The sequence below is a fragment of the Streptosporangium sp. NPDC049248 genome (genome assembly GCF_040678965.1).
In the GTDB taxonomy this organism is placed as follows: Bacteria; Actinomycetota; Actinomycetes; order Streptosporangiales; family Streptosporangiaceae; genus Streptosporangium; species Streptosporangium fukuiense.
Genome location: NZ_JBFAQY010000009.1, coordinates 206,284 through 227,500 on the forward strand (window position 1 = coordinate 206,284; position 21,217 = coordinate 227,500).

At 69.5% G+C, this 21,217-nt stretch carries 18 protein-coding genes; 12 read left to right on the forward strand and 6 right to left on the reverse strand.

The features are described from left to right. The first annotated feature begins 3 nt into the window (after positions 1-3). From AB0K21_RS19180 to AB0K21_RS19195, 4 genes are all read left to right on the forward strand, one after another. Positions 4-1,767, forward strand: a complete 1,764-nt coding sequence (locus tag AB0K21_RS19180; RefSeq protein ID WP_343961141.1) for an ABC transporter substrate-binding protein — start codon at positions 4-6, stop codon at positions 1,765-1,767. Positions 1,768-1,844: 77 nt separating this feature from the next. Continuing rightward, a complete protein-coding gene (locus AB0K21_RS19185; RefSeq protein WP_343961143.1) occupies positions 1,845-2,858 on the forward strand; it encodes an ABC transporter permease in 1,014 nt (337 codons plus the stop codon). Next, positions 2,855-3,892: an ABC transporter ATP-binding protein gene (locus AB0K21_RS19190; protein WP_364151519.1), complete on the forward strand. Its 1,038-nt coding sequence runs from the start codon at positions 2,855-2,857 to the stop codon at positions 3,890-3,892. The genes AB0K21_RS19185 and AB0K21_RS19190 overlap by 4 nt, the downstream gene beginning before the upstream one ends. 56 nt (positions 3,893-3,948) lie before the next feature. Continuing rightward, positions 3,949-4,965: a dipeptide ABC transporter ATP-binding protein gene (locus tag AB0K21_RS19195; RefSeq protein ID WP_343961148.1), complete on the forward strand. Its 1,017-nt coding sequence runs from the start codon at positions 3,949-3,951 to the stop codon at positions 4,963-4,965. 80 nt (positions 4,966-5,045) lie between these two features. Here AB0K21_RS19195 and AB0K21_RS19200 read toward each other — a convergent pair whose 3' ends face one another. The 3 genes from AB0K21_RS19200 to AB0K21_RS19210 all read right to left on the reverse strand — a co-directional run bounded on the left by AB0K21_RS19200 (position 5,046) and on the right by AB0K21_RS19210 (position 8,275). Beyond that, positions 5,046-5,726 (reverse strand): response regulator transcription factor, encoded by a 681-nt coding sequence (locus AB0K21_RS19200; RefSeq protein WP_343961151.1) that lies wholly within the window; start codon positions 5,724-5,726, stop codon positions 5,046-5,048. Next, positions 5,726-6,928 carry a sensor histidine kinase gene (locus AB0K21_RS19205; protein ID WP_343961153.1) on the reverse strand — a complete coding sequence of 401 codons (1,203 nt, stop codon included), beginning with the start codon at positions 6,926-6,928 and terminating at the stop codon, positions 5,726-5,728. The genes AB0K21_RS19200 and AB0K21_RS19205 overlap by 1 nt, the downstream gene beginning before the upstream one ends. A 468-nt stretch (positions 6,929-7,396) precedes the next feature. Further along, positions 7,397-8,275 carry a RecB family exonuclease gene (locus AB0K21_RS19210; RefSeq protein WP_343961155.1) on the reverse strand — a complete coding sequence of 293 codons (879 nt, stop codon included), beginning with the start codon at positions 8,273-8,275 and terminating at the stop codon, positions 7,397-7,399. A 179-nt stretch (positions 8,276-8,454) separates the two neighbouring features. On the opposite strand from AB0K21_RS19210, the gene AB0K21_RS19215 reads away from it, so the two are divergent. The 4 genes from AB0K21_RS19215 (at position 8,455) to AB0K21_RS19230 (ending at position 13,118) form a co-directional block, all read left to right on the forward strand. Next, complete coding sequence (locus AB0K21_RS19215) at positions 8,455-9,543, forward strand: site-2 protease family protein (protein ID WP_364151635.1); 1,089 nt, start codon at positions 8,455-8,457, stop codon at positions 9,541-9,543. A gap of 158 nt (positions 9,544-9,701) precedes the next feature. Further along, positions 9,702-11,237, forward strand: a complete 1,536-nt coding sequence (locus AB0K21_RS19220) for a hypothetical protein (RefSeq protein WP_343961157.1) — start codon at positions 9,702-9,704, stop codon at positions 11,235-11,237. A 13-nt stretch (positions 11,238-11,250) separates the two neighbouring features. Continuing rightward, entirely contained in the window at positions 11,251-11,688 is a 438-nt protein-coding gene (locus AB0K21_RS19225) for a hypothetical protein (RefSeq protein WP_343961159.1), read from the forward strand. After that, on the forward strand, positions 11,685-13,118 hold the full coding sequence (locus tag AB0K21_RS19230) for an FHA domain-containing protein (protein ID WP_343961161.1): 1,434 nt from the start codon (positions 11,685-11,687) through the stop codon (positions 13,116-13,118). Before AB0K21_RS19225 ends, AB0K21_RS19230 begins: the two co-directional genes overlap by 4 nt. 75 nt (positions 13,119-13,193) lie before the next feature. Here the strand turns inward: AB0K21_RS19230 and AB0K21_RS19235 are convergent, their stop codons facing one another. Beyond that, positions 13,194-15,185 carry a cation:proton antiporter gene (locus tag AB0K21_RS19235; protein ID WP_364151526.1) on the reverse strand — a complete coding sequence of 664 codons (1,992 nt, stop codon included), beginning with the start codon at positions 15,183-15,185 and terminating at the stop codon, positions 13,194-13,196. 119 nt (positions 15,186-15,304) lie between these two features. Between AB0K21_RS19235 and AB0K21_RS19240 the strand changes: the two genes are divergently transcribed. Further along, entirely contained in the window at positions 15,305-16,093 is a 789-nt protein-coding gene (locus tag AB0K21_RS19240) for a serine/threonine-protein kinase (RefSeq protein ID WP_343961165.1), read from the forward strand. 78 nt (positions 16,094-16,171) lie between these two features. Here the strand turns inward: AB0K21_RS19240 and AB0K21_RS19245 are convergent, their stop codons facing one another. Further along, complete coding sequence (locus tag AB0K21_RS19245) at positions 16,172-16,771, reverse strand: TetR family transcriptional regulator C-terminal domain-containing protein (RefSeq protein WP_343961167.1); 600 nt, start codon at positions 16,769-16,771, stop codon at positions 16,172-16,174. Positions 16,772-16,855: 84 nt separating this feature from the next. Between AB0K21_RS19245 and AB0K21_RS19250 the strand changes: the two genes are divergently transcribed. Together AB0K21_RS19250 and AB0K21_RS19255 are read left to right on the forward strand one after the other, a co-directional pair. Then, a complete protein-coding gene (locus tag AB0K21_RS19250; protein ID WP_343961169.1) occupies positions 16,856-17,770 on the forward strand; it encodes a PfkB family carbohydrate kinase in 915 nt (304 codons plus the stop codon). Between the two features lie 67 nt (positions 17,771-17,837). Next, positions 17,838-19,061, forward strand: coding sequence for an aminotransferase class III-fold pyridoxal phosphate-dependent enzyme (locus AB0K21_RS19255; RefSeq protein WP_343961171.1), 1,224 nt, complete (start codon positions 17,838-17,840; stop codon positions 19,059-19,061). Between the two features lie 9 nt (positions 19,062-19,070). Here the strand turns inward: AB0K21_RS19255 and AB0K21_RS19260 are convergent, their stop codons facing one another. Then, entirely contained in the window at positions 19,071-20,177 is a 1,107-nt protein-coding gene (locus AB0K21_RS19260) for a GNAT family N-acetyltransferase (RefSeq protein ID WP_364151531.1), read from the reverse strand. A gap of 159 nt (positions 20,178-20,336) precedes the next feature. Here AB0K21_RS19260 and AB0K21_RS19265 point away from each other — a divergent pair, with 159 nt between their 5' ends. Continuing rightward, a complete protein-coding gene (locus AB0K21_RS19265) occupies positions 20,337-21,206 on the forward strand; it encodes a tRNA (adenine-N1)-methyltransferase (RefSeq protein WP_350919231.1) in 870 nt (289 codons plus the stop codon). The last annotated feature ends 11 nt before the right edge of the window (positions 21,207-21,217 follow it).

Below are 21,217 nucleotides of genomic sequence, written 5' to 3' on the forward strand. Positions count from 1 at the left end.
TAAATGAACAAGAGATCCGCACTGGCCTTCGCGGCCGCGGGTGCCGCTCTCTCTCTGGGGCTCTCCGCCTGTGGCGGCGGCGGCAGCGAGACGAAGCCGGCCGATGGTTCGTCGGCCGCGCCGGCGGCCGCGGACGCGTTCAACGCCGGACTCGAGGCGGTGTTCAACCCTTCTGACAAGAAGGGGGGCGTCCTGAAGATGGCGATCTCCGAGGACTGGGACTCGATCGACCCCGGTGACACCTACTACGCCCTCTCCTGGAACCTTGTCAGGATCTACGGTCGTTCGCTGGTGACCTACACCCCGGCCCCCGGCGCCGAGGGCCGCAAGCTCTCTCCCGACCTGGCCGAGAGCCTGGGCGAGTCCAGCGACGGCGGCAAGACCTGGACCTACAAGCTCCGCGCCGGTCTGAAGTTCGAGGACGGCACCCCGATCACGTCCAAGGACGTCAAGTACGCGGTCCTGCGCTCCATGGACAAGACGACGCTGGTCAACGGCCCGACGTACTTCAACGACTGGCTGGACCTGCCGAAGGACTTCAAGAGCGTCTACAAGACCCCGGACGTCAACACCGACTCCGCGATCGAGACGCCGGACGACCAGACGATCATCTTCCACCTGAAGAAGGCCTACGGCGGCTTCGACAACTTCGCGGCCCTGCCCGGCACGATCCCGGTCCCCAAGGACAAGGACACCGGCGTCAAGTACCGCGAGCACCCGGTCGCCTCCGGTCCCTACAAGTTCGACAAGGTCGAGGCCGGCAAGCAGTACACCCTGGTCCGCAACGAGCACTGGGACCCGGCGACCGACCCGATCCGCAAGGCGCTGCCGGAGAGCTACGAGATCTCCCTCGGCGTCAACGCCGACGACCTGGACAACCGGATCCTCTCCGGCGACCTGCACATCGACCTCGCCGGCTCGGGCGTCCAGCCCGCCGCGCTCGGTCGCGTGCTGGGCGACCCGGCGCTGAAGGCCCGGGCGGACAACCCCACCGGCGCCCGCACCTGGTACACCTCGATCGTCTCCGACGTGGCCCCGCTGGACAACGTGGAGTGCCGCAAGGCGGTCATCTACGGCGCCGACCGGGTGGGTCTGCAGAACGCCTACGGCGGCGAGTTCGCCGGCGGTGACATCGCGACCGGCCTGATGCCGCCGTCGATCGGCGGCTGGAAGAAGCTGGACCTCTACCCGACCGGCACCGGCGACGTGGAGAAGGCCAAGGCCGCACTCGCCGCCTGTGGCAAGCCTGACGGCTTCGAGACCATCATGGCCTACCGCGCCGACCGTCCCAAGGAGAAGGCGACCGCCGAGTCGCTCCAGCAGGCGCTGGCCAAGGTCGGCATCAAGCTGGAGCTCAAGGGTTACCCCACCGGTGACTACTTCGCGCTCTACGCCGGCAAGCCGGACTTCGTGAAGAAGAACGGCATCGGCCTGGCCACCAACGGCTGGGGCGCCGACTGGAACGACGGTTTCGGCTTCATGTCGCAGATCGTCGACAGCCGCACCATCCGTGAGTCGGGTGGTAACTACAACATCAGCATCAAGGACAAGGAAATCGACGCGAAGATCGACCAGATCTTCGCGGAGACCGATGTCGCCAAGCGTGACGCGCTCTGGGGCGAGATCGACCAGAGGGTCATGGAGCAGGCCTATGTGCTGCCCTCGGTCTGGTCCAAGGGCGTCCTCGTCCGTCCCCTGGGTGCGACGAACGTCTTCGTCACCGGTGCGTTCGACATGTACGACTACCTGAACCTGGGCGTCCAGTAACCGTCGGAAATCCTGTTCAGCTAGTCGAGGCTTGAAGGGGCCGGCCCACAAGGCCGGCCCCTGGAGCCGGGGGGACTGTGGTCACTTACATCATCCGGCGCCTGATCGGCGCGGTGCTCATGCTCGTCATCGTGAGCATGGTCACGTTCTCGATCTTCTTCGTGGTTCCCCGTATCGCGGGCGCCACGGCTGAGGACTTCGCCAGCCGTTACATGGGCAGATCCGCCAATGCGGAGATGATCGCGGTCACGGCGGAAAAACTCGGGTTCAACGACCCGATTCCCGTGCAGTACGGCCGCTGGATCTCAGGCGTCTTCGTCGGCTCGGAGTTCGACACCGGCGCCGCCATCGAGAAGTGCCCCGCTCCCTGTTTCGGCTACTCCTTCATCAAGAGGCAGCCGGTCTGGCCCGACCTGGTGGATCGCATCCCGGTGACCCTCTCGCTCGCCCTGGGCGCGTCGGTCATCTGGCTACTCGGCGGTGTCGCGACAGGTGTGCTGTCCGCACTGCGAAAAGGCACGATCTTCGACCGGGCGGCGATGAGCATCGCGCTCGCCGGGGTCTCCCTGCCTATCTTCTTCACCGGTATCGTCTCCCTTGTCATCTTCAGCTACGGGTTGGGCATCACCGCGCCGGGCGGCAGTTTCACGCCGTTCCTGGAGAATCCGGTGGAATGGGCCTACAATCTCCTGCTGCCATGGATCACCCTCGCATTCCTCTATGCCGCCTCCTACGCACGTCTGACCAGGGCGGGAATGCTGGAGACCATGAGCGAGGACTACATTCGCACGGCCAGGGCCAAGGGCATGCAGGAGTCCAGGGTGGTCCTCAAACACGGCCTGCGCGCCGCACTGACCCCCATCCTGACGATCTTCGGCCTGGACCTCGGCCTGCTGCTCGGTGGCGCGGTGCTCACCGAGAGCACGTTCTCGCTGAAGGGCATCGGCGACTACGCCGTTCAGGCCATCGTGACGAACGACCTTCCGAAGATCATGGGTGTCACCATGGTCGCGGCGCTCTTCGTCGTGCTGGCCAGTCTGATCGTCGACCTGCTGTACGCGGTGGTCGACCCGAGGGTGAGGCTGGGATGAGCGCTCCGTCGAGCTTTCTCGAACTGAGGGACCTGCGGATCCACTTTCCGACGGACGACGGTCTGGTCAAGTCCGTCGACGGGCTCTCCTTCCAGTTGGAGCGCGGCAAGACGCTCGGGATCGTGGGCGAGTCCGGATCCGGCAAGAGCGTCACCTCGCTGGGCATCCTCGGCCTGCACAAGGGCGGCCGGGCGAAGATCTCCGGTGAGATCTGGCTGGACGGCGAGGAACTCGTCACCGCCTCCGCGGATCACGTCCGGACATTGCGCGGCAAGAAGATGGCGATGATCTTCCAGGATCCGCTCTCGGCGATGCACCCCTTCTACACGGTGGGCGCGCAGATCGTGGAGGCCTACCGGATCCACAACCAGGTCAGCAAGAAGGTCGCGCGCAAGCACGCCATCGACATGCTGGGCCGGGTGGGCATCCCGCAGCCGGAAAAGCGCGTCGACAGCTATCCGCACGAGTTCTCCGGCGGCATGCGCCAGCGTGCGATGATCGCCATGGCGCTCTCCTGCGACCCGGAACTGCTGATCGCGGACGAGCCGACCACGGCTCTCGATGTGACGGTCCAGGCGCAGATCCTGGACCTGATGCGCGACCTGCAGCGTGACTTCAACGCCGCGCTGATCGTCATCACCCATGACCTGGGTGTCGTCGCGGAGCTGTCGGACGACATCCTGGTGATGTACGGCGGAAAGGGCATCGAGTACGGCACCGCGGAGGACATCTTCGAGCGGCCCGAACATCCCTACACGTGGGGCCTGCTGGGATCGATGCCCCGCCTGGACCGGGAACGGACCGAACGGCTGCTGCCGATCAAGGGCAGTCCTCCCTCGCTGATCAACGTGCCCACCGGGTGTGCCTTCCACCCGCGCTGCGCCTATGCCGACCGCACCGACGGAAGGTCGAGCACCGAGGTGCCCGAGCTGCTCGAGAGCGACGGCGGCCATCTGGTCCGGTGCCACCTGTCCCACGAGGTCAGGCGGGACATCTGGGAGAACGAGATCAAAGTGAACCTGGAGCCCTCGTGAGCGAGCGAGCCGACAAGCCTGTTGCTCCGGACGCGCGTTCGACGAACGGAAAGTCTGTGACCGAGCCAATTCTGTCAGTGCAAGGGCTGGAGAAGCACTTCCCCGTCACCAAGGGCCTGCTCAAACGCCAGGTCGGTGCGGTCAAAGCGGTCGACGGGATCAGCTTCGACGTCCTCAAGGGGGAGACCCTCGGCCTGGTGGGCGAGTCCGGCTGTGGCAAGACCACGACGGGTCGCATGATCACCAGGCTCATCGAGCCGACCGGCGGGAAGGTGGTCTTCGAGGGCCACGACATCACTCACATGTCGCAGTCCAAGATCCGGCCACTCCGGCGCGACGTGCAGATCATCTTCCAGGACCCCTACTCCTCGCTCAACCCCCGACACACGGTCGGTGCCATCGTCGGCGCGCCGTTCCGTATCCAGGGGATCAAGACCGAACAGGGGATCAAGAAGGAAGTCCAGGACATCCTCGCCCTGGTCGGTCTCAACCCCGAGCACTACAACCGTTACCCGCACGAGTTCTCCGGTGGCCAGCGCCAGCGCATCGGCATCGCCCGTACGCTCGCGCTCAAGCCCAAGCTCATCGTCGCCGACGAGCCGGTGTCCGCGCTGGACGTGTCGATCCAGGCCCAGGTCGTCAACCTGCTGGAGGACCTGCAGAACGAGCTCGACCTGACCTACGTGGTCATCGCGCACGACCTGTCGGTGGTCCGGCACATCAGCGACCGGGTCGCGGTCATGTATCTCGGCAAGATCGTCGAGCTGGCGGATCGTAAGAACCTGTACGAGTCGCCCATGCACCCCTACACCACCGCGCTGATGTCCGCGGTCCCCATCCCGGACGTCAAGCGGCGTGAGGGGCGCGAGCGCATCCGCCTCCAGGGCGACGTGCCCAGCCCGCTCAACCCGCCGCCCGCCTGCCGCTTCCACACCCGGTGCTGGAAGGCCCAGGAGATCTGCAAGACCGTGGAACCGCCGCTGACAGAGCTGGCGGCGGGCCACCAGGTGGCCTGTCACTTCCCGGAGAACGCCCCCAAGGAGCAGCCGCCTCTGCAGGCCGTCTCGGACTGATCGATCCCCGGCCCGGGCCCGCGCACTCGCCGTGGTGACCGGCCGGTGCGCGGACGGGCCCGTTCGCGCCGGGTATCGGGTCAGGGAGGCGAGCCGGGGGTGATCAGGCCGGTCTCGTAGGCGAGGACGACGGCCTGGACGCGGTCGCGCAGGCTCAGCTTGGTGAGCACGTTGCCGACGTGGGTCTTGACCGTCGTCTCGCTCACCACCAGTTCGGCGGCGATCTCCGCGTTGGACATGCCCTTGGCGATCAGCTTGAGCACCTCCAGCTCACGCTCGGTCAGCCGCTCCAGGCGAGTGGGGGTGGACTGCCGGTGGGCCGGCAGGTGTGCGCCGAACCTGTCCAGCAGCCGCCTGGTGATGCTCGGTGCGACGATGGCGTCGCCGGCCGCCACCACCCGGATGGCCTGCACCAGTTCCTCCGGCGGGACGTCCTTCAGCAGGAAGCCGCTGGCTCCGGCACGCAGCGCCTCCACGATGTACTCGTCCAGGTCGAAGGTCGTCAGCACCAACACCCGGGGCACGTGCGCACCTCCGGCGGCCTCCCGTACGATCCGGCGGGTCGCCTCGATGCCGTCCACGCCCGGCATCCGGATGTCCATCAGCACCACGTCGGGCAGCAGTGCCCGCGACTGGTCCTGCGCGGTCTTGCCGTCCCCCGCCTCGCCGACCACGGTGAGGTCGGGTTCGGCCTCGAGGATCAGGCGGAAACCGGTGCGCAGGAGTGGCTGGTCGTCCACCAGCAGCACTCTGATCGTCATCATGTGTCCTTGAGGGGGAACCGGGCATCAACCTCGAATCCGCCCTCGGGACGTGGGCCGATCCTCAGAAGTCCACCATAGAGGGCAACGCGCTCGCGGATGCCCACCAGGCCGTGACCGGTGACCCTCTCGCTCGGTTCACCCGCTTCCTGGCCGAGGCCGTCGTCGGTGACCCGCACGGCCAGCTCACCTGACTCGTGCCGCACCGTCACCCAGGCTCGTGCCCGCGGCCCCGCGTGCCGCAGGCTGTTGGTCAGGGCCTCCTGCACCAGCCGGTACGCGGCCAGGTCGACCCCGGGCGGCAGCGCCCCCGTGGTCCCGCGCTCGTCCTCGATCCACAGCTGTGTCGGCAGCCCCGCCTCGCGCATCTGGTCGACCAGGGCGGGAATCTCCCGCATCCCCGGCTGCGGACTGCGCTCGGCGGGCGCCGCGTCGGTCCTGAGCACGCCCACGAGGCTGCGCATCTCCGACATCGCGGTCCGGCCCAGCTCCTCGATCGCGGACAGGGCCTCCCGGGCCCCCTCGGGGTTCCCGGCCAGCACCCGGCGTGCCGCGGCTGCCTGGACGGTCATCACGCTCACGTGATGGGCCACCACGTCGTGCAGCTCACGGGCGATGCGGGAGCGCTCCTCGGCCCTGGCCGCCCGGGTGTCGACCTCCCGGATATGCTCCATGCGCCGTGCCCGGTCGTGCAGCTCCGCCTGGTAGGCCCGGCGTAGTCGCACGTTCCGGCCGGCGATCCACAGGGAGACGGCGAAGACGACCATCAGCAGGTGGGTACTCCACTCGCCAAGCCCGCCACCGACCGCCGCGGACAGGAAGTGGCCGGTCAGGGCCAGCGCGGGAGCGCAGAGGCTGACCGCCAGGCCGCGCCGGACGGCGATCGTGTAGACCAGCACCAGGGCGGCGAGCCAGAGCAGGGAGGGGTTCCGTTCCGCCGCGGCCAGCGTGATCTCGATCAGGCAGACCAGACAGAGCAGCAGGAAAGGCCAGTGGCGGCGCAGCGCCACCGACAGGCAACCGGTCACGATCAGTCCGAGGCTCATCGCGTCCGGCCCCCCGAGCCGGGCCGGGTCGCCGAAAACCTGGGAGACGTGGGCGAAGGGAACTGCGGCGGCCGCCAGCGCCCCCCCGAGGAACAGATCAGGGATCAGCGGATGCTCGCGGAACCAGGCCCGCAGGCTACCGATGGTGTTGCGCACACAACCAACTTAGGTGCCCTTCCTGCCCGGCCACCCTGCCACAGGCGGATATCCTCCTCATCCCCACGTAGGACAGTGTTCAATTGCGACGCTGGCGCGTCGCGGTTCGGCCGCTCTTGTCCGGGTCCTTCCCTGCTACCGGCGACGCTGCGCGTCGCGGTGCGGCCGCTCTTGTCCGGGTCCTTCCCTCGTCGGTCGGGGCCGTTCGTTCCTCACGACCCCGCCCTCCTCGGTCCAGTCCCCGGCGCGGCCTCACGGGCCATTGGCGACGCTGCGCGTCGCGGTTCGGCCGCTGGGATCCGGGTCCTTCCCTCGTCGCTCATCCGCTTCGCTCCTCGGCCCAGTCCCCGGCGCGGCCTCACGGGTGTCCCTCGGGAGGGAGCAGCGCCGGCGCGTCCCGGCGGGGTCTTCCTGGGGCGGGCCTAGACGTCCTCGCCGTGACGCGCGGTGGCGCGATCGACACAGCCGCTACAGCTCGTCGGTGGCGGCCCTTGAGGTCTTGGCGGGGCGGCGGTTGCTGCGGACGGTGTCGCCGGGCTGGCGCTCGGGCACCGGCGGGGGAGTGCCGCCGAACTCCGGGCACAGGTCCTTGTAGCTGCACCAGCCGCACAGTCTGCTGGGCCTGGCACGCCACTCACCCGTCTCCAGCGCCCGCTCGATGGCCTGCCACAGGGCCTGGACCTTCCTCTCGGTGGCCAGCAGGTCGGCCTCGTCGGGTGCGTAGCGCAGGACCTCGCCGCCACCTCCCAGATACATCAGCTGGAGCAGGCGGGGCACCGAGCCGCGCAGCCGCCACAGCACCAGCGCGTAGAACTTCATCTGGAACAGCGCCTTGGCCTCGAAGGCGGGCCCCGGGGCGCTGCCGGTCTTGTAGTCGACGACGCGGACCTCGCCGCCGGGTGCCACGTCCAGCCTGTCGATGTAGCCCCGCAGCATCAGGCCGCTGCCGAGCACCGCCTCCACGTAGAGTTCCCGTTCGGCGGGCTCCAGGCAGGTGGGGTCCTCAAGGGCGAAGTAACTTTCCAGCATGACGCGGGCCTGGGCCAGCCACTCGGCGCGGTCGTCGTCACCGGTGAACATGTCGGCATACGAAGGATCCTCCTGTTGCAGCCGGTGCCACTGTGGCTCCAGCAGGTCCTGGGCCGCGGCGACCGTACGACCGGGGGCGGGCAGGTCGTACAGCCGTTCCAGCACGGAATGGACCATCGTGCCGCGCACGGCGGCCGGCGACGGAGGTTCGGGGAGCCTGTCGACCACCCGGAAACGGTAGAGCAGCGGGCACGTCATGAAGTCACCCGCCCGCGACGGCGACAGGGCTCCGATGATCGTGGGCTCGGTCAGCGACATGACCGCACTGTAGGTCACAGTGACGACAGTTTGTGCCCGAGGTGCCCTCGTGGCGTCTGCCAGTGGGCCGGCGGCGCGTACCATCGAGGCTTGAGGGTGGATTGAACACGGGTTGAACGAGGAGTGGTGAGCCAGCGGTGAGCAGCGACAGCCCACGCCGGGACAGTTCAGGGCTGCGGATGGGCCGGCCGTTCGGCATTCCGGTCTACGTCTCGCCGACCTGGCTCATCGTGGCGGCGTTCATCACCTACTCGTTCCAGGGCGTGGTGGCCTTCTGGCTGCCCGAGTTGAGCGTCCCGATCACGTACGTCGTCGCGTTCGTCTTCGCGGTGCTGCTCTACGTCTCGGTGCTCCTGCACGAGCTGGCGCACTGCGTGGTCGCCAGGATGTACGGCCTGCCGGTCCGGCGCATCACGCTCTACCTGCTCGGCGGCGTCTCGGAGATCGAACGCGAGCCGGAGACGCCCGGCAGGGAGTTCATGGTGGCCTTCGCGGGCCCCCTGCTCTCGCTCGGCCTGGCCGCGCTCGGTTTCGCCGCCTCCCGGATCATCGACCCCGGCACGATCCCCGGCGTCCTGGTCTTCCAGCTCTGGTTCGCCAACCTGATCGTCGGTGTCTTCAACATGCTGCCGGGGTTGCCGCTCGACGGGGGGCGTATGCTCCGCGCGGGCGTCTGGAAAATCACCCGCAAGCCCGGTACGGGCACGGTGGCCGCGGCCTGGGCGGGCCGGGGGCTGGCCGTGGCCCTGGTCGCGATCCCCATCGGGCTGGCGCTGGCGACCGGGTCGGCGCCGGACATGACGTTCGCCTGGTCGGTGCTGCTGGCCGCCTTCATCTGGTTCGGTGCCACCCAGGCGCTGCGCGGCGCCCGGGTGCGCGCCCGCATCCCCAAGGTCAACGCCCGTGCCCTGGCCAGGAGGGCCATCGCGGTCACCGGTGACGTGCCGCTGGCCGAGGCCCTGCGCCGGGCGGCGGAGGCACAGGCGGGGGCGATGGTGGTCGTCGACCACGAGGGCCACCCCACGGGCATCGTCAACGAGGTCGCGGTGGAGGCCACCCCGGAGAGCCGCCGCCCCTGGGTGACGACGGGCTCGCTCTCGCGCAGCCTCGAACCGTCGCTGGTACTGGCCGCAGACCTGGAGGGGGAGCCGTTGATCGACGCCATGCGCGAGTCCCCGGCGGGTGAGTATCTCCTGGTGGAGCGCGGTGGCGAGATCTTCGGCGTGCTCGCGACGTCTGACGTGAATCGAGTGTTCAGCGGAGTTTAAGCGAACCACATGTCACTTGCAGGCGTCTCACTGAATACTCGCCGAAGACGGGACGGCCAGGGAGAATCATCCCTGTTTGTCCTACTCGTTTTCGGCTCGTACCAGGACTAGGGTTTTGGCTAGTGAACTGGCTGGCCATGTAGCTTAAGGGACGTCAATTGGCACCCCCCCACACGCCGGCTCCGGCCGGCGATCTGACGCCGGATCTTCTCGGCGCGTCCGAGTGGACCGACCAGATGGTCGCCGCCGCGGGCATACCCATGTACGACATCCCGTTCCTCACGGTCGGTGGCGGCATGGGCTCCTTCGTGACGCTCGACTATCTGAGGATTTACGGCGTCCCCACCTCGCAGATGCGGGTGGTCTCCAATATCGACCACCCATGGCAGACCTACGAGTTCCTCACCAGGTGCTCGCAGATCCCCCGTGGGGAGCGGATCCGCTCCGACTCCTCCTCCCGCCCGGACAATCTGTGGGGGTTCCCCTCCTACGCCCTGGAAGAGGCGTGGAAGGAGAAGAAACCGTCGTACCTGTGGCAGATCCTCACCGAGCCGCTCCTGAACGACTACTGGACCCCGCGCGCGGGCACGGTCTTCGAGAACCTGGAGCGTGAGGCCAAACGCATCAACTACTGGGACATGCTGGTCAAGGGACAGGTGCGGATGGTCCGCCGCCGGGCCGGGGGCGGCTACTTCACGGTGGTCACCCCGCCGGACGGCGCGGCGGCGACCAAGCGCATCATCTTCCGTTCGCGCTTCGTGCACATCGCGATCGGCTACCCGGGCCTGAAGTTCCTGCCCGACCTGCAGGAGTTCCGGACCAAGCACGGTGACTACCAGCACGTCGTCAACGCCTACGAGCCGCACGAGCAGGTCTACGAGTTCCTGAAGACCAGGCCGGGCACCGTGGTCATTCGCGGCGGCGGCATCGTCGCCTCCCGGGTGCTCCAGCGGCTGTTCGACGACCGGGAGCGGTACGGCCTGCAGACCCAGATCATCCACATCTTCCGCACGTTCGTCAGCGGCTCCCACGGTCCGCACATCTGGTCACGCCGCAAGGGCGGGGACGGCTGGGCCTACCAGGGCTTCAACTACCCCAAGTCGGTGTGGGGCGGTCAGCTCAAGGCGCAGATGCGCAAGCTCGAGGGTGCCGACCGGGCGAAGAAGTACAAGCAGATGGGCGGCACCAACACCCCCTACCGGCGGCGCTGGCAGGAGCAGATGCGTGCGGGGCGCAGTGGCGGCTACTACCACCCCGTGCAGGGCACCGTCGACCGTGTGGAGCACGGCCAGGACGGGCGGCTGGTCAGCTACGTGCGCAGCAGTGACGGCATCGTCCGCGAGCCGGTCTCCGACTACATCATCGACTGCACCGGCCTGGAGGCCGACATCGCCGAGCATCGGATCTTCGCGGACCTGCTCCAGCACGGCGGGGCGTTCCGCAATCCGGTGGGCAGGCTCGAGGTGGAGCGCCACTTCGAGGTGAAGGGGACGGCCAACGGTGACGGCGCCCTCTACGCCTCGGGATCGGCCACGCTCGGAGGTTACTTCCCGGGCGTCGACACCTTCCTCGGCCTGCAGATCGCGGCTCAGGAGATAGCCGACGACCTGGCAAGGCGAGGGTTCGTCAAGAAGATGGGACCGCTGCGCTCGACCTCGCAGTGGTTCAAGTGGGCCTTCAACTCGTCGGTGTAAGGAGTAGTCCCCCGTGGTTCCGACTCTGTGGGGCCGTATTCAGACGCGCCTCTTCATGCTCGCCACCGTTGGCGCGATCATCACCCTGCTGATCGTGCCGGTGCTTCCCGGCTCCTCCGGGCCGCTCTCCGAGCGCTACCTCAACGGTTTTCTGGTCCTCGCGGCGGTAGGCGTGCTGGGGATCGTCTGGGAGCTGATATATCACTTCCTGATGCAGTTCAGATGGGAGAAGGACTGGCCGACCCTCTTCGGGCTGCTGACGCTCGTGCCCGAAGGCCTTGTGCTGTACTTTTTGCTACGGTCCGGTGCAGTCGATGTTATCGATCCGGTCCCGCCGGCCGCCTTCTGGACGCACTTCACCGTCGTCTGGGTATGCATCTGGCTGGTGACGAACGGTCCCATGCGGGTGCCGTTCATCCGGTGGCGTTTCCGGGGAGGGAGAGTTCTGTGACCGACCAGGGCTTCGGAGTGGTGCGTCCGCTTCCGGGCAACGGGCTGGTGGCCTATGTGGGCGGCCTGCTGCTGGTGTGCGACGCGGCCGAGGCCGTCGTTGAGGATCTGCTGGGGGCGCTGCGGGAGACCGCGGCCTCGGGCGGCGACGGCCGGTCGCTGGCCCGCCGTGTCGCCCAGATCCTCGCCGTCGTGATAGGCGAGCCGGTGGCGTGTGCCGTCGCCGGTCCGGTCAACGGGGGAGTGGCCGTCCTGGTCAGCGGTCCGGCATTCGCGGCGGTGACCGGCGCGGCCGGTGAGATCCAGCTCGCCGGGCGCGACGCGCTCACCTGGTCCGACCGCTTGGTTCCCGGCCCGGTGACCCGGGTGGAGCTGAGCCTGCCCGACGCCGGGGCCGCGCACCCGCTGTCCCGGCTGGACGCCGGAGTGATCGTCGCGGGCGGCGTCTGGTGCGACCTGACGGAGGTGGGGGCCGCCCCGCAGGCCATGCCGCGGATGGAGCCCGCCGCGTCACAGGTCCACCAGGCGCCCCGGATGGAGCCCGTGGCTCCCGCGCCCACCCCGATGCCCGCGCCCCCCGAGCGGTCGGCCCCACCGGAGGGCGCCCCGCCGGCGCCCTACCCGCTGGGCCCGGCCGAGCCCTATCCGATGGGACCGGCGGATCCCTATCCGCCGGTCACCGCCCCGCCGCCGATGGAGCCGCAGCCGCAGGCGTGGCACTCCGAGCCGCCTCCCGGGGCCTCACCGCAGGGGCAGATGCCCTCCACCGGACCCGCCCCCGCGATGGTCCACCATGAAGAGGTCCGTCACGAGGACATCGACACGGCCAGGGCCAGCGGGATGGGCGGGGATCCCGTCGACGTCCGCGACCAGCCGTTCGAGTACGAGTTGCTGACGCCCGGCGCGGCCGAGCCGCCGGGGCCCGCGCCGAGCTCCGGGGCCGAACCCGAGGCGCGGCCGCTGGTCTACGGGGTCGACTGCAAGAACGACCACTTCAACGACCCTCGCGTGCCCTACTGTGCGGTCTGCGGTATCGCACTGGTCCAGCGCACCCTCGTTCCCTACAAGGGACCGCGCCCGCCGCTGGGGGTCCTGCTCCTGGACGACGGCCTCACGCTGCGGCTCGACACCGACTATCTGGTGGGCCGCGACCCTGAGCGGGCACCCGAGGTGGCCGACGGCTCTGTGCGTCCGGCCAAGGTCACCAGCCCCGACGGTTCGGTCTCCCGCCGGCATCTGCGGGTGGCGCTGGACGGCTGGGACGTCAACCTGGTCGATCTGGGATCTGTCAACGGCACCCAGATCCAGCCGCCCGGTGACCCCAACTTCTACGACATCCCGCCGAACGAGCCGGTTACCATCATGCCCGGCACCACCGTGCGGATCGGCGTCTCACGCACCATGCGCTACGAGTCACACCGCAACAGCTGAGAACGCCTTCCGGGTGGTTTCCGGGTGGTGCGGCCACGGCCCGTACCACCCGGCTCTTTGCCGTGTCGCTCGCGCTCAGAGCCGCGGGGCCGGGGCGCGCAGGGCGGAGACGGCCTCGGCCCAGTCGACCGGGTCGGGATCCTGCTCGGCGCGGACCAGCAGGTGCGCGCCCTCCGGGGCGGTCCCGGTGTCGGCGGCCACGACCAGTGCGTTCCCGGGGATCGCACCCGCGGCGGCCGCGACGCCGAGCTTGGACAGCCGCTGGGCCAGGGCTGAGGCCCGGTTCCCGCCGGTGACGACCAGTGGCCGGTTCCACAGCATCGCGAGGGTGAGCGCCACGTGCGCGGCCGCGTCGTCACCGGAGCCGTGACGTACCGCGACCGGCCCCGGCTCGGAACCGGGCTCGGACTGTTCCGGCACGGGCAAGGACACGGTCACCACGCGGCAGACCGCGCCGTCACGCACGGCGGCATAGCCGGGGACACCGGCGGGCAGCACCAGCAGGTCGGCTCGGGCGCCGGCGGCCAGCTCCGGCGACTCACCTGCCACATCCGCGCTGAACCGGCTCACCACCCTGGTCTCCGAGCCGCGCTCGCGGGCACTGCCGGCCAGCGCCTCCAGATCGTGGAGGGTCTCGGCCAGCTCGGCCAGCTCCGAGGAGAGGCCGCTGCCGACCTCCAGGCGGCCTGCCGGGTAGGGGCGCAGGTGGCCCAGGACCACCTCGGACGGCGATCTGGACAGGGCCAGGGTGGTGGCCAGGCCGACCAACGGGGCCTGCTCGGCGGGTGGATCGGGCACGATCACCAGTATCCGGTGGGCGGCGGTCACGCCGAGGGCGGCACGTTCGGCCTCGGCGATGTCGCGGGCCACCCGCCTGTCGGGGTAGATCCTGCGCACCAGCGGACCGGTCATCGCGGTCGTGACGAGGGCCATGACCACCATCAGCGAGTAGAGCTCGTCGTCGAGCACGCCCTTCTGCAGGCCGACGGTGAGGATGACGATCTCGGTGAGCCCTCGGGTGTTGAGCAGGGAGGCCAGTGCCCAAGACTGCCGGTTGGGCAGCCGCTGGGTCCGCGCGGCGGCGTAGGAGCCGAGCAGCTTGCCGCCGATCGCGACGACCAGGATCGCGGAAAGCGTGCCGAGGCTGGACAGGTCGAGTTCGCGCAGGTTGACGTTGAGTCCCGCCACCACGAAGAACATCGGCAACAGCAGCAGCACGGCGAGCTGTTCCAGCCGCTCCAGGATCTCGTGGTTGAGCCGTTCCGCCCCCTCGCGGGGCATCACCGCGCCGAACACGAACGCGCCGAAGATGAAGTGGACGTGCATCCACTCGGTGGCCCAGGCCGATCCGATCAGGCCGAGGAGCACCAGGGAGAGCAGGCCGGGCGTCAGCCGCCCGGCCTTCTCGTACGCGGGCACCAGCCGAGCCAGCAGGGGCTTGACGACCAGGAACATCACCAGTGCGTACGGCAGGGCGAGCAGGACCTTCCACTGCCCCTCGGACTCTCCGGCCCCCGCGATGCCCACCACCACCGCCAGGACGGTCCAGGCGAGCACGTCGATGACGGCCGCCGAGGCCAGGGCGAGGCCGCCGAGCGTGATCCGCTGCATTCCCCGGTCGGTGAGGACCCGCGCCAGCACCGGGAAGGCGGTGGCGGCCATCGCCGCGCCCATGAACAGCACGAACGGCAGGGTCTTGTCGCCTCCCACGTGCTCACCCGCGATGGCCAGCGCGAGCACGCAGCCCAGGACGAACGGCACCACGGTCGAGCCGAGCGCCACCGTCACCGCGATCCGTCCCTTGCCCCTGACCAGCTTCTGGTCCAGTTCCAGGCCGACGACGAACATGAACAGCACCAGGCCGACGTTGGCCAGGGCCTGTAACGGGGGCCGCATCTCGGAGCCGAACAGTTCGTCGCCGATCAGGGGGCCCAGCAGGGTGGGTCCCAGCAGGATGCCGGCCACGATCTCGCCGATGACCGGAGGTTGGCCGAGCCATCTGGCCAGCGCTCCGAAGAGCCGCGCGGCCGCGAGGACGATGACAAGGTCGAGCAGGAGCAGATCCATGTGCAGCACTTGCGAGCACGCTTTCCGTATGCAAAGAAAAGCCCCGAGAATGGCGAAGGCGACGTTACCGTGTGTGGGATGTCGTCGCGAACGTTGCGCAGGCATGGAGGGAGACCGTTGTGGAAGGCATCGCCGATTACGAGTTCATCCGGTCGCTGGGAGCCGGTAATCACGGTGAGTTCTACTTGGCGAAAAGGCCCGAGCGGTTACCCATCGAGGTGGATCTGGTCGCGGTGAAGGTGGTGGGGGGTACGGGGAAGGACGCCTTCCGCCGGGCCACGAGAGAGTTGAAGGCGTTCGCCGCGGTGCGCTCCCCGTATCTGGTGCGGCTCTACGACGCCGGTCAGCAGGGCGGGGTGTTCTATTACTCGATGGAGTACCTGCCGGACGGCTCGCTGGCGCATCCCGCGGAGCGGCCGTCGCGTGAGCGGGTGCTGCGCTCGATCGCCTGCGTCGCCCACGCGGCGCAGGCACTGCACGAGGAGGGCATCGTCCACCGCGACATCCGCCCCGGCAACGTGCTGCTCGCCGACGACGGGGGCAAGCTCTCCGACCTGGGCCTGTCGCAGGTGCTGACGCCGGGCGTGACGGTGACCGGGATGGGGGACATCGGTTCGGTGGAGTTCACCGACCCCACGCTGCTGCAGGGGGAGACGCCCACCCCCGCGGGCGACGTGTGGTCGCTGGGCGCGACGCTGCACTGGGCGGTGAGCGGCGTCGGGCTTTACGGGGAACTGCCCACCCACGACCCGCTGCTGACCCTGCGAAAGGTGTACAGCACGCCGCCGTCGATCGATCCGGGGTTGGAGCCCGAGCTGTCGGATCTGGTCCAGGCATGCCTCGGTGACGTGGCCAAGCGGCCCACCGCGCGAGGGGTGGCCGACCGGCTTTACACCCTGCTGGCCTGAGCTCCGCCCGCGCCCCGGACCGGGGCCTCGGCTCCCTGAGCGTACCTGCCGGGAGCCGAGCGGGCACGGGGCCGGGCGCTACGCGCCGGTGGGACGCAGGCGGTCCAGTTCGGCGTTGAGCACCCGCTCCAGGCGCGCGGTGCCGAGCCTGTCCGGGTAGAGCAGGCGGTGCACACTCAGCCCGTCGACCAGGGCGAGTAGCCGCTCGGTCACGTCGTCGAGGTCTTCGGTGGTGGAGATCTCCCCACCGGCGACCGCGGCGCCGAGCAGGCTGCGCACCAGGTAGCGCAGTTCCTCGGCCTCGGCGCGTTGCGCCTCCAGCATCGCCGGGCTGGTCATGCTGCGACCCCAGAAGCCGACCTCCAGCCCGCTCTCCCGGGTGCGCTCCTCGTCCAGTGGCAGGTTGTCGAGGAGGAGCTCGCGTAGCGCGGCCAGCCCGGTGAGGCCGGCCAGCTTGCCGCGCAGGCGCTCCACGATGCGCCGGTGCGAGGAGCGCAGCGCCGACAGCATGATGTCGTCCTTGTCGGCGAAGTAGTGGGTCAGCACGCCGTTGGAGTAGCCGGCCTCCTTGGCGATCGCCCTGGTCGTGGCGGCCTCGATGCCCTCGCGCAGGATGATGCGGCGAGCGGCCTCGATGACCTCCTCGCGGCGCTCTCCATGATCGACGATCTTTGGCAACTCGGTTCCCTCCCGAACGGAATCCGTTGACATTGTAGTCGGTCGCCCGTCTATTATCCGCTGAAGACATGAGGAGGACTCGCTATGACCGTCGTAGCCCTCGGGGTGCACATCGTGGACGTGCTCGCCAGGCCGGTGGAGTCGATTCCCGCCGGGCAGGACACCCACCTGCTGGAGCAGATCCGCGTCACGGCCGCGGGTGCCGCGGCCGCGACCGCCGTCGACCTGGCCGCACTCGGTGTCCCGGTGGCCTCGGTGGGGGCGGTCGGCGACGACGAGCTCGGAGACCTGCTCGTCATGATGATGGGGCGGCGCGGCGTCGACGTGACCGGGGTGGTCCGCAGACAGGGAGAGCAGACAGCCGCCTCGATCCTGCCCATCCGCCCGGACGGCGGGCGCCCGTCCTTCCACGTCCCCGGAGCAAACCTGGGCCTAGCGGTCACCGACGTCGGACGCGAGCGGATCCTCGGCGCGCGCGTCGTGCACCTGGGGGGCATGGACGTGACCTGGGGTCTGTACGACCCCGCCTTCTTCGCGCTGCTCGACGAGGCGCGCGCGGCGGGCACGATCATCACAATGGACCTTCTGTCTAATATGCCGGACCTCATGCAGGGGGTTCGGAGCTTTCTCCCGCACGTCGACTACCTTCTGCCCAACGAGGAGCAGGCACTGCTGATGAGCGGTGCGGGCAGTGCGGAGGAGGCCGCGCTGGCCCTGCTGGGGGAGGGGCCCTCGGCGGTCCTGGTCACGCTCGGTGCGGACGGAAGTCTGATCGCCGAGGCGGAGGGCGTCACCCGCGTTCCCGCCCTCGACGTCGAAGTGGTCGACACCACGGGGTGCGGTGACGCCTACTGCGCCGGGTTCATCGCCGGTCTGGTCGACGGCCGCGACGTGGCCGGCGCGGCACGGCTCGGCACCGAGCTGGCCGCCCGCGTCGCGGGAGGCCTGGGGTCGGACGCCGGCCTGGACGGGGCGCGCGCACTACGTGAGGAGAAGTGATCCCGCCGCTCGCGGCCGGGCACGGCAGCGAAGCGCACGAACCGATCCGGATCTGAAAGGACGCCGCATGTCCATCGACGCCAGACTCAGGGAGCGGGCCGCCAAGGTCGTCCCCGGCGGCATGTACGGCCACCTCAACGCGGCCCTGCACGGCCCCGCCTACCCGCAGTTCTTCGTCGGCGGCGAGGGTTGCCGCCAGCGGGACGCCGACGGGCGCGAGTACGTCGACCTCATGTGCTCCTGGGGTCCCGTCGTGCTCGGCCACCGCCACCCCGCGGTCGAGGCCGCCGTCACGGCCCAGCTCGCCGTGGGCGACTGCCTCAACGGCCCCGGCCCCGTCTATGTGGAGCTCGCCGAACTCCTGGTGGACACCGTCCCACAGGCCGACTGGGTGATGTTCTCCAAGAACGGCACCGATGCCACCACCCAGGCCCTGATGGTGGCCCGTGCCGCCACCGGCAGGACCAAGGTCCTCATGGCGCACGGCGCCTACCACGGGGCCGACCCGTGGTGCACGCCCAGTACGGCGGGGACCACCCCCAGCGAGCGCGCGGACCTGGTCGAGTTCACCTACAACGACCTCGCCAGCGTCGAGGCCGCCGCGGCGCAGGCGGAGGGCGACGTCGCCGCGATCATCGTGACGCCGTTCAAGCACGACTCGTTCGAGGACCAGGAACTCGTCGCCGCGGAGTTCGCCCGGGGGGTGCGGGCGCTGGCCGACCGGATCGGCGCCGCCCTGGTGATCGACGACGTGCGCGGTGGCTGGCGGATCGACCTCGGCGGCTCCTGGGAGCCGCTGGGCGTGCGCCCCGACCTGTACGCCTTCAGCAAGGCCATGGCCAACGGCCACCCGATCGCCGCCGTCACCGGTGTGGACGCCCTGCGGGGACCCGCCCAGACGCTCTACTCCACGGGTTCCTTCTGGTTCAACGCCGCTCCGATGGCCGCGGCCAAGGCCACCATCGAGACGCTGCGCGACATCGACGGCATCGCCCTGATGGAGCGCGCGGGCACCCGCCTGCGTGAGGGCCTCGCCGCCCAGGCCGCCTCCCATGGCTTCACGGTCAACCAGACCGGCCCGGTGCAGATCCCCTGGCTCTCCTTCGAGGGGGACGCGACCCTGGACAAGGGCATGTTCTGGGCGGCGGCCTGCCTGCAGGAGGGCGTCTACCTCCACCCGTGGCACAACTGGTTCCTGTCCGCGGCCCACACCGACGCCGACATCGACCGGGTGCTGCAGGGCACCGACGCCGCCTACGCCAGGCTCAGGGCCCACTTCGGCGCCGACTGAACGCGGCCCCTAGCGTGGGGCGTCCCGCAGCCGGTACCACTGCAGGTCGTCCAGGCGGGTGCCGTCGGGGCCGGGCAGCAGCCCGTGCAGCAGTGCCTCGCGGGTGAAGCCCGCGCGCTCCAGCACGCGCTGCGAGGCGATGTTGGCGGGGGAGGTGCCCGCGATGACCCGGCTCAGGGAGGTGTGCTCGAAGGTCCAGTCGACCAGCAGGTTCACCGCCCTGGTGGTGAAACCCCTGCCGCGGAACGCCGGCAGCAGGCTGTAGCCCGTCATGGCCTGCCCCAGTGGCGGGATCACGTTGGAGAGCTGGATCTCCCCGGCGAACGCGCCCGTCGCGGCGTCCGCGATCACCGCCTCGACCCCCCGGCCGGCCAGCTGGTTCGCGCCCGCCGCGCGGCACCGCTCCGCGACGTCCTCGGCGCTGTGGGGCTCGGGCGGGACGCTGTACCTCACGACGTCGGGCAGGTTGCGCAGCGCCAGGTAGTCGGCGGCGTCGGCGGGAGTGAGCGGCCGCAGCCGTACGACCCCGTCGGTCAGTGAGCCGCCGGGGAAGTCCGGCAGGAGCGGTGCCACGCGCTCGCCGGAGTCGCCCCGCAGGCGTGCGAAGGACACCAGGTCGCGGCGGGTGCCGTCACGCTGCTGCTCGGCCCCGCGTCGCACGCCCTCGCGCTGGAAGCCGGCGGCCAGGGCCACCCGCTGGCTGGCCAGGTTCTCCACGTCGGCGAGGAGTTCGACGCGTTCCACCCCGTGGCCGAAGGCCCATCCGGCCAGCGCGGCGGTGGCGGCCGTGGCCACCCCCCGGCCCCGCGTCCATGGGGCGACCAGGTAGCCGATCTCGTTGGTGCTCCGCAGGCGGGAGGGCTTGAGGCCGATGTTGCCCAGCCACTCGCCCGTCTCCGCGTCCGCGATGGCGAACGCGGCTCCCCCGCCCTTCCAGTCCTCCTCGGCCATCTCCAGGTACTGGAGCGCGTCGTCCCGGGTGTAGGGCACGGGCACCAGGGGGAGGAACCGGACGATCTCCGGGTCCGCGCAGGCGCGGACGATCGCTTCGGTGTCGGCGGGGGAGAGCGGCCTCAGCACGACGGGGCCTGCCGGAACCACAACTTGGGGAAACATGCGACAACAGCTACCAGTTCTCCTATAGCGGGGCTAACTATTTTACGGATCGTAGCTCTCCGTCTGTTACGGACAGCAGTGTCCGTTTCCCCCTACTCGGCCGCCGCTCCCGGATCGAGGCGGGATCGGCCGCGGTCGCGCGCCGTTAACCTTGCGGTCATGGGTTTTCGCAGGCATGGGCCGTTTCAGGCCGGGGATCAGGTTCAGCTCACCGACCCCAAGAACAAGCGTCACACGGTGACGCTGAAGGAAGACGGCGTGTTCCACACGCACAAGGGCGGGATCCCGCACAGTGAGCTGATCGGCCGGCCCGAGGGCTCGGTGGTGCGTTCGTCCGGGGGCACCCAGTATCTGGCGTTCAGGCACCTGCTGCAGGACTACACGCTCTCCATGCCGCGCGGCGCGGCGGTCATCTACCCCAAGGACTCGGCGCAGATCGTGGCCATGGCCGACATCTTCCCGGGTGCCCGGGTGGTGGAGGCGGGGGTCGGCTCCGGCGCGCTCACCTGCTTCCTGCTGCGCGCGGTGGGCTCCGAGGGCACCGTCACCTCCTACGAGCGGCGCCAGGACTTCGCCGAGATCGCCACCAAGAACGTGGAGAAGTTCTACGGCGGCCCGATGTCGCAGTGGCGCCTGGTGGTCGGCGACTTCGTCGCCGACCTCGACGAGAGTGACGTCGACCGGATCATCCTCGACATGCTCGCCCCGTGGGAATGTGTGGACGCCGCGGCCAAGGCGCTCACTCCTGGCGGTGTGATCTGCTGTTATGTCGCGACCACGACCCAGCTGTCGCGTACGGTCGAAACTCTCCGGGAGCACGGGAGTTTCACCGAGCCCCATGCGTGGGAGACCCTGGTTCGTGACTGGCATGTCGAGGGGCTGGCTGTGCGGCCCGACCACAGAATGGTCGGCCACACCGGCTTCCTGGTCACGGCCCGTCGCATGGCCGACGGGGTGACGCCGCCACCTCGACGTAGACGTCCGGCGAAGGGTGCACAGGGTGAGGAGTCCACGTCTTCCGCCACATGATGACGATTCGG

Excerpts from the sequence above, each read along its gene's own strand:
- AB0K21_RS19180 (WP_343961141.1), top strand. The coding sequence starts at position 4 with ATGAACAAGAGATCCGCACTGGCCTTCGCGGCCGCGGGTGCCGCTCTC.
- AB0K21_RS19190 (WP_364151519.1), top strand. The coding sequence starts at position 2,855 with ATGAGCGCTCCGTCGAGCTTTCTCGAACTGAGGGACCTGCGGATCCAC.
- AB0K21_RS19200 (WP_343961151.1), bottom strand. The coding sequence starts at position 5,726 with ATGACGATCAGAGTGCTGCTGGTGGACGACCAGCCACTCCTGCGCACC.
- AB0K21_RS19210 (WP_343961155.1), bottom strand. The coding sequence starts at position 8,275 with ATGTCGCTGACCGAGCCCACGATCATCGGAGCCCTGTCGCCGTCGCGG.
- AB0K21_RS19215 (WP_364151635.1), top strand. The coding sequence starts at position 8,455 with ATGGGCCGGCCGTTCGGCATTCCGGTCTACGTCTCGCCGACCTGGCTC.
- AB0K21_RS19235 (WP_364151526.1), bottom strand. The coding sequence starts at position 15,185 with ATGGATCTGCTCCTGCTCGACCTTGTCATCGTCCTCGCGGCCGCGCGG.
- AB0K21_RS19250 (WP_343961169.1), top strand. The coding sequence starts at position 16,856 with ATGACCGTCGTAGCCCTCGGGGTGCACATCGTGGACGTGCTCGCCAGG.
- AB0K21_RS19255 (WP_343961171.1), top strand. The coding sequence starts at position 17,838 with ATGTCCATCGACGCCAGACTCAGGGAGCGGGCCGCCAAGGTCGTCCCC.
- AB0K21_RS19260 (WP_364151531.1), bottom strand. The coding sequence starts at position 20,177 with ATGTTTCCCCAAGTTGTGGTTCCGGCAGGCCCCGTCGTGCTGAGGCCG.
- AB0K21_RS19265 (WP_350919231.1), top strand. The coding sequence starts at position 20,337 with ATGGGTTTTCGCAGGCATGGGCCGTTTCAGGCCGGGGATCAGGTTCAG.